General features: G+C 44.3%; 11 protein-coding genes. 6 read left to right on the plus strand and 5 right to left on the minus strand.

What is annotated here, in order from left to right; all coding sequences use genetic code 11:
- Nucleotides 1-267: 267 nt before the first annotated feature.
- Complete coding sequence (lpxL, locus tag AAEY93_RS10050) at nt 268-1,194, minus strand: LpxL/LpxP family Kdo(2)-lipid IV(A) lauroyl/palmitoleoyl acyltransferase (RefSeq protein WP_124013500.1); 927 nt, start codon at nt 1,192-1,194, stop codon at nt 268-270.
- A gap of 103 nt (nt 1,195-1,297) precedes the next feature.
- On the opposite strand from lpxL, the gene hldE reads away from it, so the two are divergent.
- The 3 genes from hldE (at nt 1,298) to AAEY93_RS10065 (ending at nt 4,433) form a co-directional block, all read left to right on the plus strand.
- Complete coding sequence (hldE, locus tag AAEY93_RS10055; protein WP_124013501.1) at nt 1,298-2,728, plus strand: bifunctional D-glycero-beta-D-manno-heptose-7-phosphate kinase/D-glycero-beta-D-manno-heptose 1-phosphate adenylyltransferase HldE; 1,431 nt, start codon at nt 1,298-1,300, stop codon at nt 2,726-2,728.
- 3 nt (nt 2,729-2,731) lie between these two features.
- A complete protein-coding gene (locus AAEY93_RS10060; RefSeq protein WP_351076583.1) occupies nt 2,732-3,709 on the plus strand; it encodes a hypothetical protein in 978 nt (325 codons plus the stop codon).
- 235 nt (nt 3,710-3,944) lie between these two features.
- Nucleotides 3,945-4,433 (plus strand): TetR/AcrR family transcriptional regulator, encoded by a 489-nt coding sequence (locus AAEY93_RS10065; protein WP_351076586.1) that lies wholly within the window; start codon nt 3,945-3,947, stop codon nt 4,431-4,433.
- 185 nt (nt 4,434-4,618) lie between these two features.
- Here the strand turns inward: AAEY93_RS10065 and AAEY93_RS10070 are convergent, their stop codons facing one another.
- From AAEY93_RS10070 to AAEY93_RS10085, 4 genes are all read right to left on the minus strand, one after another.
- Nucleotides 4,619-5,317 carry a DUF3581 domain-containing protein gene (locus tag AAEY93_RS10070; RefSeq protein ID WP_101032805.1) on the minus strand — a complete coding sequence of 233 codons (699 nt, stop codon included), beginning with the start codon at nt 5,315-5,317 and terminating at the stop codon, nt 4,619-4,621.
- A 599-nt stretch (nt 5,318-5,916) separates the two neighbouring features.
- Nucleotides 5,917-6,942: a diguanylate cyclase domain-containing protein gene (locus AAEY93_RS10075; RefSeq protein WP_351076589.1), complete on the minus strand. Its 1,026-nt coding sequence runs from the start codon at nt 6,940-6,942 to the stop codon at nt 5,917-5,919.
- A 105-nt stretch (nt 6,943-7,047) separates the two neighbouring features.
- Nucleotides 7,048-8,532, minus strand: coding sequence for a Re/Si-specific NAD(P)(+) transhydrogenase subunit beta (gene pntB, locus AAEY93_RS10080; protein ID WP_124013504.1), 1,485 nt, complete (start codon nt 8,530-8,532; stop codon nt 7,048-7,050).
- 11 nt (nt 8,533-8,543) lie between these two features.
- The gene (locus AAEY93_RS10085) at nt 8,544-10,073 is read right to left on the minus strand and encodes a Re/Si-specific NAD(P)(+) transhydrogenase subunit alpha (RefSeq protein WP_351076593.1); all 1,530 of its coding nucleotides are present in this window, start codon (nt 10,071-10,073) and stop codon (nt 8,544-8,546) included.
- A gap of 450 nt (nt 10,074-10,523) precedes the next feature.
- Here AAEY93_RS10085 and AAEY93_RS10090 point away from each other — a divergent pair, with 450 nt between their 5' ends.
- From AAEY93_RS10090 to AAEY93_RS10100, 3 genes are all read left to right on the plus strand, one after another.
- Entirely contained in the window at nt 10,524-12,314 is a 1,791-nt protein-coding gene (locus AAEY93_RS10090) for an assimilatory sulfite reductase (NADPH) flavoprotein subunit (protein WP_351076596.1), read from the plus strand.
- 83 nt (nt 12,315-12,397) lie between these two features.
- Nucleotides 12,398-14,089 (plus strand): assimilatory sulfite reductase (NADPH) hemoprotein subunit, encoded by a 1,692-nt coding sequence (cysI, locus tag AAEY93_RS10095; protein WP_335688328.1) that lies wholly within the window; start codon nt 12,398-12,400, stop codon nt 14,087-14,089.
- A complete protein-coding gene (locus AAEY93_RS10100) occupies nt 14,082-14,873 on the plus strand; it encodes a phosphoadenylyl-sulfate reductase (RefSeq protein WP_351076600.1) in 792 nt (263 codons plus the stop codon). The genes cysI and AAEY93_RS10100 overlap by 8 nt, the downstream gene beginning before the upstream one ends.
- Nucleotides 14,874-15,105 lie beyond the last annotated feature (232 nt).

A 15,105-nucleotide genomic window follows, 5' to 3' on the forward strand; every position in this document is an offset into this window, starting at 1 on the left:
TGTCAATATGCCTCTTCATGCTAAGTTCCCCCCATACTGCTCGGATCATTATGTTCTCAATAAACGCCATCAAAACTGCGTTGGTAGTGGCAATGTTTTTGCGCTTTGCGGTGTGGCTTTTCAAATCAACATCGATAATCGTGTCACCACATTGATAAATTGGCATGGTATTAGGTGTAACAAATCAAACGAGTGGTAAATGATGAGCCAATAAAAAAGCGTCTAAAGACGCTTTTATGACCAATACGGCCGCTCGATTAACTAACTTCAGTCATATAACGAGGGTGTATCTTCGGTGGGACGCGTTTTAAAGCGACGATGCAGCCACATATATTGTGGTTTGTTGCGGCTAATCAGTTGTTCAATTATCTGGTTGCCTCGGATGGCGTCATCAGTTTCATTGTCGCCGGGAAAGTTATCTAAAGGCGCCATGATCTCGAGGGTATAGCCGTTATCATCAGCATTACGTTCAACAAAAAAAGGCACAACATTGGCTTTGCCTAATCTCGCCAGAGAGGTTGCACCGGTAATGGTGGCTGCATCCGGTACCCCAAAGAAAGGAATAAACACCGCGCTTGAGCGGCCAAAGTCTTGGTCCGCTGTGTACCAAATCACGTCAGGGCTGCGTAAACTGCGGATCATTTGGCGCACGTCACGCTTAGGCACTAAGCCTTTATTTGAGCGTAAGCGACCTTTTACTTGTAAGTATTCCATTACCGGATTGTTGTGTGGACGATATACCCCAATACCAGGGGCAAATTGACCAAATATACGCGCGCCCATTTCAAGTGGTAGGCAATGCACCGCAAATAAAATCACCCCTTTGCCACTGTCCAAGCTTTGACTAACATGTTCAGTGCCTTTAATCGTCATGTGTTGCTGGACGCGATCGTTTGACCACCACCAGGCGTTAATGGTATCAAATAAGGCTTTGCCGGTTTCTTCAAAGGTCCGCTTAAGCAGTTGTTGTTTGTCTGTATCACTCATATCTGGAAAGCATAAATCGATGTTACGCCTTGCGGTATGGGTTCGACCACTGGCTATTTTCATCACTAATCGGCCAAGTGCACTGCCAATATTCATTTGCCACGGTAAGGGTAATAACAAGGTCAAGCGCATTAACCCGACGCCAAACCACATTAGCCAATGTTTAGGATGATATAAATCAGAAGAAAATTCGGCTTTCTCGACCACAGATAACTCGTCTAGTTCATAAAAATTATTTGTTATTCTACCTCATATTTTGCTGAAAATTAGGTACAATCATGGTTAAATTTTACAAGACAGCGAATACACCATGAAGGTTTCTCTCCCCGCTTTTGAAAATGCGCGCGTTTTAGTGATTGGCGATGTGATGTTAGATCGCTATTGGGTAGGCCCTACGGGACGCATTTCACCCGAAGCCCCGGTACCTGTTGTTAAAATTAATCAAATCGAAGATAGACCCGGCGGTGCCGCCAACGTGGCATTAAACATTGCTACATTAGGTGGGCATGTCCACCTAGCGGGTATTGTAGGTCAAGATGAAACCGCGCAAGCATTAACCCAAGGGGTGAAAGTGTTTGGCGTTGAGCCACAGTGGTTAACGGTCGCCGACAAGCCAACGATTACTAAATTACGCGTTTTGTCGCGCAATCAGCAATTGATCCGCTTAGATTTTGAAGAACCGTTTGATAAAGCCACTAGCCAAGCGTTATTCGCTCAAAGCGAAGCCATTTTAGACAATGTTGATGTATTGGTATTGTCAGATTATGCCAAAGGCGCCATTGATGAACCTAAGGATTTTATTGCTAAAGCGCGAGCCAAAGGGGTAAAAGTATTAGTTGATCCTAAGGGGCATGATTTTGCCCGTTATCATGGTGCGTCATTAATTACGCCAAATATGAGTGAGTTTGAGGCGGTTGTCGGTACGGTGACCAGCGAAAATGATTTAATCGAAAAAGCCCTAAAACTGATTAAATTGCATGATTTTGATGCCATTTTAGTGACTCGTTCAGAAAAAGGCATGACCTTAGTATCGCAAGATCAACCTGAACTGCACATTCCAACGGTTGCCCGTGAAGTTCACGATGTAACGGGTGCCGGTGATACCGTGATCTCAGCCTTAGCGACATCCATTGCTGCGGGCGCGACGTTAGCGCAAGCTTGTGCGATTGCCAATACCGCAGCAGGCGTGGTTGTGGGTAAACTCGGTACCTCGACGGTCAGCCGCATCGAATTAATTCAGGCATTAGCCCTTAACCATGGCGAGTCTGGCTTTGGGGTGATGACAGAAGATCAATTAGCTTATGCGATGGATCAGGCACGTTTACGCGGTGAACGTATTGTGATGACCAATGGTTGTTTTGATATTCTACACGCGGGTCATGTGAGTTATTTACAGCAAGCCAAAGCGTTAGGTCATCGCCTCATTGTTGCTGTGAATGATGATGACTCGGTTACACGGTTAAAAGGCCCTGGACGTCCAGTCAACACGGTTGATCGTCGTATGGCGGTGTTAGCGGGCCTAGCAGCGGTTGATTGGGTGGTTCCATTCTCTGAAGACACGCCGCAACGGATTATTACGCGCTTATTACCCGATTCTTTAGTTAAAGGTGGTGATTATAAGGTGGAAGATATTGCCGGTGGTGCTGAAGTGATAGCCGCGGGCGGTAAGGTCGAAGTGCTTGGATTTGAAGATGGTGTGTCAACCACGGCCATTATTCAAAATATTATGTCACAAAAATAATCGATGCTTAGATACTGGCAGCGATCATTACTGACGTTATTAAGCTATAGCCTCGCTTGCGCAGCGTTATTAGCAAGTCAGCTTGTCAATGCCAACCCGTTTATGAGTCAATCAGTGGCCATCGTTCCGGTCATAGCGACTCAGGCTATTGTTGAAGATAATGTGGCGAATGATGATATTCGCCACGCTTATTACACCCCTATTGCAACTAAACAAGCACTGGTGTGCCCAGTGTCTACTCTGGTGCGATGTGTTGCGTTACTGCCTACCTCATTACAACATCAAGCGGCTTTTTCTGTTGCTAATATTCGCCGTGCAATTGGGCGTAAAAGTGCCATGGTGCTGGTCGCTAAAGATGACATCATTGCAGGGGTGATTATTATTAATCCCGCTAAAGAGGTGACAGAACAGAGTGGCGCGATTGGGTTAACAACTTATCAGTTGCCGTTAGCCGAACAAACACAGTTAACCTTGTGGCACGAGATAGGCCATTTATATAACATTGCACTGCAAGACAGCATTTTACCTTCCTCTTTGACTAAATATCAGCATGAATGGCTAGCCGATTTGTATTTATTATGGCGTATTGCGCAACATTATCACCAGCTCGATCTGGCGTGGCAACAGTTCCATCGGCGTAATCTAGCGCTCATTAACGACAGTGGTAATTTGTCCCATTGGAGTTCTCCCCAGTTACAGGTTGTACTCAGTCATTATGATGCCCAACAATTACAGCATTTTACTCGGTATGAGGATTTTTTAACCGCGGTTTATCCATTAATGCCGACGTGGTCGACGCGTGACATGGGAGAGTTTTCTAGCTTAGTCCAGCGTACTTTTGGTGCAGTTCAGTCTTTGCCTGAGTACATGTTTTGGCGTCAACCTAAGTTAATTGAAGTGTTGTCGCCGACCTTAGAACAGTTGATGGGCAAGGCAGAAACGCAGCAGTGGCTGAAAAAGCAATTTTCAACAATAAAATAAGCGATAAACTTTTATTCGCGATTGTTTTTACCGTATGAAGGTCATTTAGCCGTGTTCTGTTATTACCTTTGATTTTAAAGGGGTAAATAAATCGTTATCGCGATAATATTCTGTTTTATCCTGTAGATCTGTACATTGTACGGTTAAATATGTTGCCATTTTGCTAAATCACAGCAGAATTTTCTAGTTCGGTCTGGTAAGCTCTTGCATCAAAATAATTAGAGAGATCAAGTTTATGGCCAAGCGTTCTAGAGTTGAAACTGAGTTAACCGTTAACCAAATTTTAGATGAAGCCTTCAAACAAATCCTCACAATTGGTTTTGAGGCGATGTCGTACACAACATTATCTGCAGCCACTGGTGTTAGCCGCACGGGGATCAGTCATCACTTTCCGCGAAAAACAGAATTTCTAGTGCGTTTAGATCAACGTATTGGGGCGTTTTTTATTGAAGGATTAGACTTTACTTCGATAACAGCATTAGAGCAATCATGGCGCGAGGTGATGCGCCACCCTGAACGTAAAGCAGTATTACAACTGTTTTTCTGTTTATGTGCCAGTACTGACGAAAACATGAAAACCTTCAAGTCGCTTGATATCGTCAGAGAGGCTGCTGTTAGCCATTTTGCTGAGGTTGGATGCCAATGTGTTGAACAACTTATCGGCAATAGTGCATTGGTACTATTGCAAGATGGGCAACTACACCAAGAGCAAGTAACGCACTAAATCGTACGTATCCGTTAAGTGTTACCCTGTTAGTCACAAATCGGTGTTCAAATTGGCATTATGATCAATAGGATATCGAAGATACCATTCCGTGTCGGTATTTGAGCATTCAACATGCTGGATCGAGCTGATATCGTTACGGAATGATATTTCGTGAGCGACAAAAAATCGCCCACAATGCATGGTTACGCCCGCTTTCTGCTTTCGTATCGGTCGCACATTTGCTGCGCTTTTTCTTCATCAAATTCGCGCAAACCGCTTAATACTAATGTTTTGACTCCGCTACCTATCACTTTGCCTTGGCTTTGAAGTTCAAAGGTGAGGGTGACATCACCACGCTTACCATCAATAGCTAAGTCTTGTTTAATAAGGTGTAAACTGATGGTGCTGAAATCAAAATGGTCCAAATGAAATGACATGCTTTCATAAATCACTAATGGACGATCAGGATTAATCATCATCTTGTATTGCTTCATCATAGGCACAAGTACGTGAATAAAATTCAATCCTGAAAAAGCGACATAGCTTTTAATGAATGCCGCCGTTTGCACATCACATTGGCACTCGTCACCCTGTCGTTCAATATGCAGATATTCTTTGCCTTTGGTGTCGCAAAGGCTGAATTTATCGGCCACGTTTTTATCCACGTTTAACTCCACGCGATCACCGACCATACCAGCAAACTTAAACTGCATATTTTGGCTTAAACCGTATTCGGTCAACACTAGAGCAAACAATAAATCGCCAGGAACACAGAAGCGTTTAGCTCCTACATCATGAATGGGGTTGAAGTCTTCGGCGACTTTTTTAGCAAAATCACTAGCCTGTTGAGCCGAAATAAACACACTTTGATCTAGCTTGGTAAAATAAGGTGATAAAAACATAAAAAATAATTCTTATTGGTCAGTAGTAAGTTGTATCACAAGGCATTGTTGTTAATCATGGTCAATAACAATTTAGGCTTATGCGAGACAAGGTTAGTAATAAAATCCATTAATGAGCGAGAGTTTACGGTATAACGCGAAATAAACCCACCTGATAACGATAAACAGCAAATGCTGAAGATAAATACAAGGTGTCTTTAGGGTACTGATTGTCTGTCGCCGGTGTCACCACAGGCCACATAGGTCGAACATACTCTCTGTATTACAAGGGTATATCGAGATTACTCGGTCCATTTAATTGAGGTTTTGTTATGAAGGACTGTTTAATTTAGTGGCAGCATATCCTGAAAATGAATTTAAAGTGATATAAATTGTATTTTTATTGATATTCACAGCAGGTTTTTAGTGTCATTAACCTCACCCTCACGGACGCAAACCTAACCTGATCGGTAAATCGTTATACACAATAGGGTTCATTATTTCGCTCATCTTCCTGCCAATAGCCCCTTTTTGTTACAAGACCTTGGTAGAGTCTGAGTGTTATTTTAAGGATTATTTTAGGTATGGCTTGGGGGATCGTTTTAGGCATTTCAATCTTATTACCAAAATAAGAAGTTATGTTTACCGTGTTTTTTAATACTGTACATGGCTTTATCGGCTTGTTCGCAAACATTAGTAAACTCATCTAACTCATCAAACAAGCTGATCCCAATGCTGAGTCCTACTTTAATGGTTTCACCCTCTAAATCGATAGGCTCTTGATAGTGTGATAGCAGGGTTCTGGCCAATACAGTTAATCGTTCCACGTTACTATAATAGGCTAAAATAACAAATTCATCGCCACCAAAACGTGCCACGTGATGACGGGGAGCTTGATGATTGTGTGTGGTGTCTGCCGCGCTAAGGAGTTGATCGCATACTTGGCAAATATCATTAGCAATATGGATTAATAGCGTATCGCCATATCGATGTCCTAAGTGATCATTAATAATCTTAAAGCCGTCAAGATCGATAAAATACAGGGCACCATGATGTGTACTATGGGTGTTTTTTTCCTGTTCAAATGCATCAATGAGTGCATTTCGATTGAGTAAATTGGTGAGCGGATCGCGAAGAGCCAGTCTAGCTAAGTCTTGTTCGTAACGCTTCTCTTGGGTGACATCAATATGAGTGCCCATAATTCGAAGCGGTTCACCATTAATATCATATTCAATAATGCGGCCACGGTCTGACACCCATGCAACACTGCCATCTTTGTGCACCATGCGGTGTACGGCTTGATAGATTTCAGCTTGACCCGCTACATGGCTTTCAAAGGCTTGTATAACCCAGTCTTTGTCTTCAGGGTGAAGATTGTTTTTCCAGCTGTTGATATGGGCGGGTAATTCTTCGCGGGTAAAACCAAGCAGGTGGCCCCACTGTTGATTAAAGATAGTCAAATTGCCTGTGGGAATATGTTGCTCCCACAAGCATAGGCCAGTGCCATCAAGTGCAGCATCAAGCTGCTCGTTTACCCGTTTATTTAATAGGGTAAGCCGACTGTTTTCATACTCTAGTTGCTTTAAGCGCTGCTGGTGTTGCTTCAGCTCAAACTGCAATTGAGAAATGATGTCCTGCTGTGTCATTGACAACCGATAATCCTGTAGAGTCCAATAGGCCTAGTTTAGCGGGTTATTAAACAAAAAAATACCAGCATTATCTGCTGGTATTTCGAACGCCATAAAGTCGATTTATAAGGCTTTAAGGATGGCTTCTACACTGTCCTTGGCATCGCCAAACAGCATTTGAGTATTGTCTTTAAAGAACAATGGATTTTGTACACCGGCATAACCTGTGTTCATTGAACGTTTAAAGCCAATCACATTTTGAGCTTTCCATACTTCTAACACTGGCATGCCCGCGATAGGGCTGCTTGGATCTTCCATTGCTGCAGGGTTAACCGTATCGTTAGCACCAATGACGAGCACAGTATCAGTATTGCTAAAGTCTTCGTTGATTTCGTCCATTTCGAGCACGATATCGTAAGGTACTTTAGCTTCTGCTAATAGTACGTTCATGTGGCCAGGTAAACGCCCCGCAACAGGGTGAATACCAAAGCGGACTTTTATACCCAGAGCCCGCAGCTTTTTGGTTATTTCAGCGACAGGATATTGAGCTTGCGCTACCGCCATGCCATAACCTGGGGTGATGACAACGGAGTCTGATGCTTTTAGCATGTCAGCTACGTCTTCAGCCGTTGTTTCACGGTATTCACCGACGGTGTCATCGCCACTGGCCGCCACACTATCATTGCCAAAACCACCGGCAATAACAGAAATAAACGAGCGGTTCATTGCTTTACACATAATGTAAGACAGGATCGCACCCGACGAGCCCACAAGCGCACCAACGACAATCAGTAAGTCATTAGATAACATGAAACCTGCCGCTGCCGCTGCCCAGCCTGAATATGAGTTCAGCATGGACACGACCACTGGCATATCGGCACCACCAATCGATGCCACTAAATGCCAGCCAAATGCTAATGCAATTAAGGTCATCAGGATCAGTGGTGTCACTGCTCCGCCGGCTTGTACGAACATCAGCATTAATATAAACGAGGCCACAACGGCCAATAAGTTTAATTTATGGCGATGCGGTAGCATAAGTGCTTTCGATGAAACCAATCCACGTAGCTTAGCAAATGCCACAATCGAACCCGTAAAAGTGACAGCACCAATAAAGACGCCTAAAAACACTTCGACTAAATGAATGTTAAGCATTGCACCAGTCAAGTGTTCAGTTTGTTGGGCTTTACTTGCTTCTGCAAAGGCCGCTTTTGCCGTTTCTAGCGTGGTGTTGAGGTCTTGCCCCATTACCACGACAAATTCAGACACTTGGTGTGGTTGAATATCAATAAAGCTATTAAAGCCCACTAATACTGCAGCTAAACCCACAAAGCTGTGCAAAATAGCTACCAGCTCAGGCATTTCCGTCATTTCGACTTTCAATGCTAAGCGAATACCAATTGATCCACCGATAACCATGGCGAGAATAATCCATTCTACGCCGTTTGTAGCAGGATTGAGGATGGTGGCAATGAGTGCAATCGCCATCCCGATAATGCCAAATAAATTACCATTTTTAGCCGTTTCTTGTTTTGATAACCCAGCTAAGCTGAGAATAAAAAACACGGCAGCAATGATATAAGATGCTGTAACCAGTCCTTGAGCCACGATATTACCCCTTAATCTTTACGGAACATCTTCAGCATGCGCTGAGTGACGGTAAACCCGCCAAAGATGTTGATACTGGCGATAAGCACCGCGAAAAATGCAAGCGCAGTGACTAATGCTGAACCTTGACCTATTTGCAATAATGCACCAACCACAATAATGCCTGAAATCGCATTAGTGACCGACATTAACGGCGTATGCAACGAGTGCGACACATTCCACACCACGTAATAACCCACCACACAGGCTAGGATAAAGACGGTGAAGTGCGACAGAAACTCAGCCGGTGCAACCGAGGCGACGGCGGCAAAGCCGGCAATACCTAAAGCACCTAAAATATACTTAAGTTTTGAAGGTGCCTTTTCAACTTTGGCCGCTTTGGGTTCAGTGCTGGCCGCCGGTTTCTGTGGCGCAGCAGATACTGAGATTGCCGGTGGTGGGAAGGTGATTTCGCCGCCACGAGTGACGGTCATATTGCGCATAACAACATCATCAAAATCGAGCACGGCATTACCGTCTTTTTCTTTACACATTAACTTCATCAAGTTGACTAAGTTAGTGCCATAAAGTTGTGACGATTGCGCCGGTAAACGACCCGGTAAGTCGGTATAACCTAATACCTTAACGCCGTTGTCGGTAATAAAACGCTCACCCTTTACTGTGTATTCACAGTTGCCGCCTGTAGCGGCGGCTAAATCGACAATCACTGAGCCCGGTTTCATGGTATCTACCATGTCTTTGGTGATCAGTTTTGGCGCAGGGCGTCCTGGAATTAATGCGGTGGTGATGATGATGTCGACTTCTTTGGCTTGCTCGGCAAATAGCGCCATTTCAGCCGCAATAAATTCTTCTGACATGGTTTTAGCATAGCCGTCAGATGAGCCACCTTCTTTATTTTCAAACTCAAGCTTTAAGAAGCTACCGCCCATTGACTCAATTTGCTCTGCCACTTCAAGACGGGTGTCAAATGCGCGGACTATGGCTCCTAGAGAGCCTGCAGTACCAATAGCGGCAAGCCCTGCTACACCAGCACCAATAATCAGTACTTTGGCTGGTGGTACTTTGCCTGCTGCGGTTATTTGCCCGGTAAAGAAACGACCAAATTCATGTGCGGCTTCAATGACCGCGCGATAACCACCAATGTTTGCCATAGATGACAGTGCATCGAGTGATTGGGCGCGTGAAATACGCGGCACCATGTCCATGGCCATCACAGTAATATTGTTAGTTGATAGTTTTTCAACGAGTTCAGGGTTTTGTGCTGGCCAAATAAAACTGACCAGGGTTGTGCCTGGCTTCATTTGTGCGATTTCATCATCGGACGGTGCATTTACTTTAAAAATAAAGTCAGCTTGATACACGCTGTCAACAATATCTGCCCCTGCTGCTTCAAATGCTGCATTATCGAAGCTAGATTTCACACCTGCTTGTGCTTCAATTGCCACACTAAAGCCGAGCTTTTTAAGCTGTATCACGGTTGCTGGAGTCGCCGCGACTCGAGTCTCACCTTCGATACTTTCTCTCGGTATTCCAATCTGCATGACTGTTTCCTGATGGTTAATAAAAAGACCGTCTATTGCGGTTCCCCATCAATAGACCATTCCGTTTGAGTATTACTTCCTCATATGGGCTCTTTGCCAATAGAAAAAGTGCACCATATGACCATAGAAGTCGGGTAAACTCATTAGTCGATAGTATTACGCTGACATAGTTACATTGTATTTGCACGTCGTTTTACTCAGAAAACAATCAAGCTGATAATTATTCATCACTTAATTGGCCTTCTAGCTTGCGACATTAGGCATGTTTTGTGACTAATTACTTGGTTTTAAATTGAGGTAATTTAAAACCTTTTAACGCCACCCCACTTTTGTAACGTAAAAAAAGCCCTTTGCATATTCCTAAATGGAATAAAAAATCATCTTTTATTCTTTTTTTGTTTTGGTACTCAGTAGTAAGCTAACCACATTATACTGTTATAAGGCCGTCTTATGTTGTTAAAAGAACTTTCCGCTTTAGCATCACCTTTGTCTCAAGGACAAGTCGATAAGCTAAAACAACTCACATCAGAATTATCTTCTGTTCAACTCGCCTGGGTCAGTGGTTACTTAGCAGCGAGTGCTAACCAAGGTCAAAGCGGTGTCGAGACCACAACAGAGACAAGCGCCGCCCCAACAGTTACCATTTTATATGGTAGCCAAACTGGCAATGGACGTGGCGTAGCCAAAGAACTCGCAGCCAAAGCGCAGGCGCAAGGTTATGCGGTTAATTTAGCTTCTATGGGCGAATATAATGTCCGCCAACTCAAACAAGAAACAATCTTGTTATTGCTCGTCAGTACCCATGGTGAAGGCGAAGCACCTGATGATGCGATTGAACTGCACAAGTTTTTAACCTCAAAGCGGGCACCAAAATTGGATAATCTACATTATTCTGTTTTAGCGTTAGGAGATTCAAGCTATGAGTTTTTTTGCCAAACCGGTAAAGACTTTGATGCGCGTCTAAGTGCATTAGGGGCAACATCATTATTACCCTTAGTTGAATGTGATGTTGACTATGAAGATATTTCACAACAATGGCAAGACAGTGTTGTTGAGGCCGTTAAGCCTTATATTCAAGCGTCAAGCGCGAGTGTGGTGTCAATTGGTACCGCATCTGTTGCTGGTGAAAGTGAATATACCAAGCAAAACCCCTATACAGCAGAAGTACTGGTAAGCCAAAAAATTACCGGTCGAGATTCTGATCGTGATGTACGCCATGTTGAAATTGATTTAGGCGAGTCAGGATTAACTTATCAAGTGGGTGACGCATTAGGGGTGTGGTTTAGCAATAACCAAGCGCTGGTCGATGAAGTGATCGCCGCGCTTGGTTTAGCACCAGACGACAATGTGACTGTGGCGAAAGAGTCACTATCATTAAAAGCGGCGTTAACCGACAAGAAAGAACTCACTCAGTTATACCCAGGCCTAGTGAAAACATGGGCTGAGTTGAGCGGCAATGCAGAACTTGCGGCTATTGGTGAAGATAAAGAGCAAACCAGACAATTTATTCTACAGCACCAATTAGCCGATTTAGTGGCTGTATATCCAGCGAAAGTCAGCGCGACGCAGTTAGTTGGTATGTTACGTCCGCTAACACCACGGCTATACTCCATTGCCTCTAGCCAAGCAGAAGTTGAAGCTGAAGTGCACTTAACCGTGGCGTTGGTTGAAGATGAACGTCAAGGCCAGGCTCGTTTTGGCGGCGCATCGCATTTCTTAGCGTCAGCACAAGAAGGTCAACAGATTAACGTGTACGTTGAGCAGAATAACCATTTTCGTTTACCAGAAAATCCACAAACGCCTGTCATCATGGTGGGTCCTGGTACCGGTGTTGCGCCATTCCGCGCCTTTATGCAGCAACGCGCTGTCGACGGTGTGTCGGGTGACAGCTGGCTATTCTTTGGTAACCCGCATTTTGAACAAGATTTCTTATACCAAGTTGAGTGGCAGCAATATCTTAAAAACGGCGGTTTGTCGCGTTTAGATGTGGCTTTCTCACGGGATCAAGCTGATAAAGTGTATGTTCAGCACCGCATTGCAGAACAAGCTGAAGCGTTATGGCAGTGGTTACAAAAGGGCGCCCATGTGTATATCTGTGGTGATGCCGAGCGTATGGCAAAAGACGTCCATCAAGCATTAGTAAACATCGCGGTTGAACAAGGTGGCTTAAGCTTTGATGACGCAGAAGCTTACTTTGAAACACTGCGTAGCGAAAAACGTTACCAAAAAGATGTGTATTAACTCAGCCCACTGTTAGTAAATTATAAATATTTAGCAGTCTATTAGCGCGAGTGAATTGAACAGAATTAAGAGAGGCCAAGGCCATGAGTGAGCAAAAGTTAGCAGTAAACGAATACTTAAAAGACGACAGTGATTATTTGCGCGGTGACATCCAAGAAGGGTTAGATACCCAAGTCACTGGATCGTTTAGCGAGGGCGATCAACAGCTGATTAAATTCCACGGTTTTTATCAGCAAGATGACCGTGACTTACGTAACGAGCGTAAAGAGCAAAAATTAGAACCTCTGCATAGCTTTATGTTACGTGCACGCGTGCCGGGTGGTATTTGTACCCCAGAGCAGTGGTTAGCCGTGGATAAAATATCATCGACACTCACCACCTCAAACAGTATTCGCTTAACCACCCGCCAAACGTTTCAGTATCACGGCATTCCCAAGCGTAATCTAAAAACCTTGATCCAAGGACTTGATCGCGCCGCATTAGATTCTATTGCTGCCTGTGGTGACGTAAACCGCAATGTGATGTGTAATCCAAATCCGGTTGAGTCTAGGTTACATGCGCAAGCCTATGCCGTCGCTAAGCACTTATCTGATCATTTATTACCACACACTCGCGCGTATGCTGAGATTTGGTTAGATGAAGAAAAGCTATTAGGCACAGAAACCGTAGAGCCTGTTTATGGCAAAACCTATTTGCCGCGTAAATTTAAAATGGCTGTTGCCGTTCCGCCCCATAACGACGTAGACGTGTATACCAATGACCTTGGTTTTATCGCGGTAGCACAAGCCGGTGAGTTAGTGGGCTTTAACTTGGTGGCGGGTGGCGGTATGGGCTCTACCCACGGTGAAGTTGAAACTTTCCCACGTTTAGCCGATGATTTGGGCTTTATTAACACGGACGACGTCACCAAGTTTGCCGAAGCGGTAATGACCGTTCAACGAGACTGGGGTAACCGTGAAGTGCGTAAACGTGCCCGTTTAAAGTACACCATTGTTGACCATGGTCTTGACGCATTTAAAGCTGAAGTTGAAAAACGTGCTGGAGTGAAATTTGAACCAAAGCGTGATGTGATCATTGGTGATCGCGGCGATCGTTATGGTTGGGTTGAAGGTATCGACAACAAATGGCACTTAACGCTATTTATAGAAAGTGGCCGTATTAAAGATTTACCCGGTCAAACCTTACAAACAGGTTTACGTGAAATTGCCAACATCCATAAAGGCGATTTCCGCATGACCTCAAATCAGAACATGATTATTGCCGGTGTTGCAGCAGAAGATAAAGCCGACATTGAAGGCCTAGCCCGTAAGCATGGTTTATTAGGCCAAGTGTTAAGTGGCACTCGCGGCCATTCAATTGCCTGTGTGGCGTTACCCACGTGCCCATTAGCAATGGCCGAAGCTGAGCGTTATTTCCCTGAGTTTATCGATCACATCGATGCGCTACAGGCTAAACACGGTATTAGCGAGCAATCAATAGTAGTGCGTATGACAGGTTGTCCCAACGGGTGTGCGCGTCCATTTGCCGCCGAAATTGGTTTAGTGGGTAAAGCACCGGGTCGTTACAATTTGTATTTAGGCGCTAGCTTTGAAGGTACGCGTTTAAATAAAATGCATAAAGAAAACATTCAAGAAGCCGAAATTTTAGCGGAATTGGATACCTTGTTTGGCCGCTACGCCACCGAACGTGATGCTGGCGAAACCTTTGGTAACTTCACTGTGCGTATCGGCGTGGTGAAGGCGGTTATTGACGCCGCTAAGGATTTTCATGGGTAATGAAGTGGTAACGACTGCATCAACTGATGCCGGCGTCGATCATGGTGTCACTCCCGCTCAATTGCAGGCGTTGTTATTAGCGCCTCTTGCAGAGCAAACCGCTGCGCTGGAAACGATTAATCAGTTTTTAGCCGGGTTAACGGCGCAGCAACGAGTGGCTTGGGGTCTAGCATATTTACCAGGCGAGCATGCAGTGTCGTCTAGCTTTGGTATTCAAGGCGCGGTGATGTTACACATGGTGACTCAAGCGCAAAGCGATATTCCGGTGATTTTAACCGACACGGGTTATTTGTTCCCCGAGACCTATCAATTTATTGATCAGTTAACCGAGCGTTTAAACCTGAATCTTAAAGTGTATCAAGCGGGTCAAACCCAAGCGTGGCAAGAAGCGCGTTTTGGTAAGCTGTGGGAGCAGGGGATTGATGGCTTAGAAAAGTATAACCGCATCAATAAAGTTGAGCCTATGCAGCGTGCATTAGCTGAATTGAATATTGGTACTTGGTTTGCTGGCTTACGTCGCAGTCAGTCTAGTACCCGTGAAGCTTTGCCTATTTTAGCCATTAGCGGCAAACGTTTTAAATTGTTACCCATCATTGAGTGGAGCAACAAAGACGTGCACATGTACTTAACTGAACATGACTTGCCATATCACCCATTATGGGAACAAGGTTATGTGTCGGTAGGTGATACTCACTCAAGCAAACCACTTGAGTTAGGTATGTCTGAAGAAGAAACCCGTTTTAATGGCTTACAACGAGAATGCGGTTTGCACTTCGATATCTAAGATGAGTGATAGCGTCATTGAGTCTTGTGTTTGTATGAGTCATCCGTAAGGTTGATTTATTCAAACGATTGATGGACTGGTTTGAGCGAAAACGGACTATATTTTATGTAAACTTTTATGCAATTGCGGCGATAATAGTCTACGTTTAATGATTCCTGTAGATGGTTTTTTGTAGACGTTTTGGGATTGTTTTTGCAGTCCACGTACCTTCAAAAGCTTCGCTCGCGTCCTC

The organism is Shewanella sp. CAL98-MNA-CIBAN-0140, from assembly GCF_040309905.1.
In the GTDB taxonomy this organism is placed as follows: domain Bacteria; phylum Pseudomonadota; class Gammaproteobacteria; order Enterobacterales; family Shewanellaceae; genus Shewanella; species Shewanella psychromarinicola.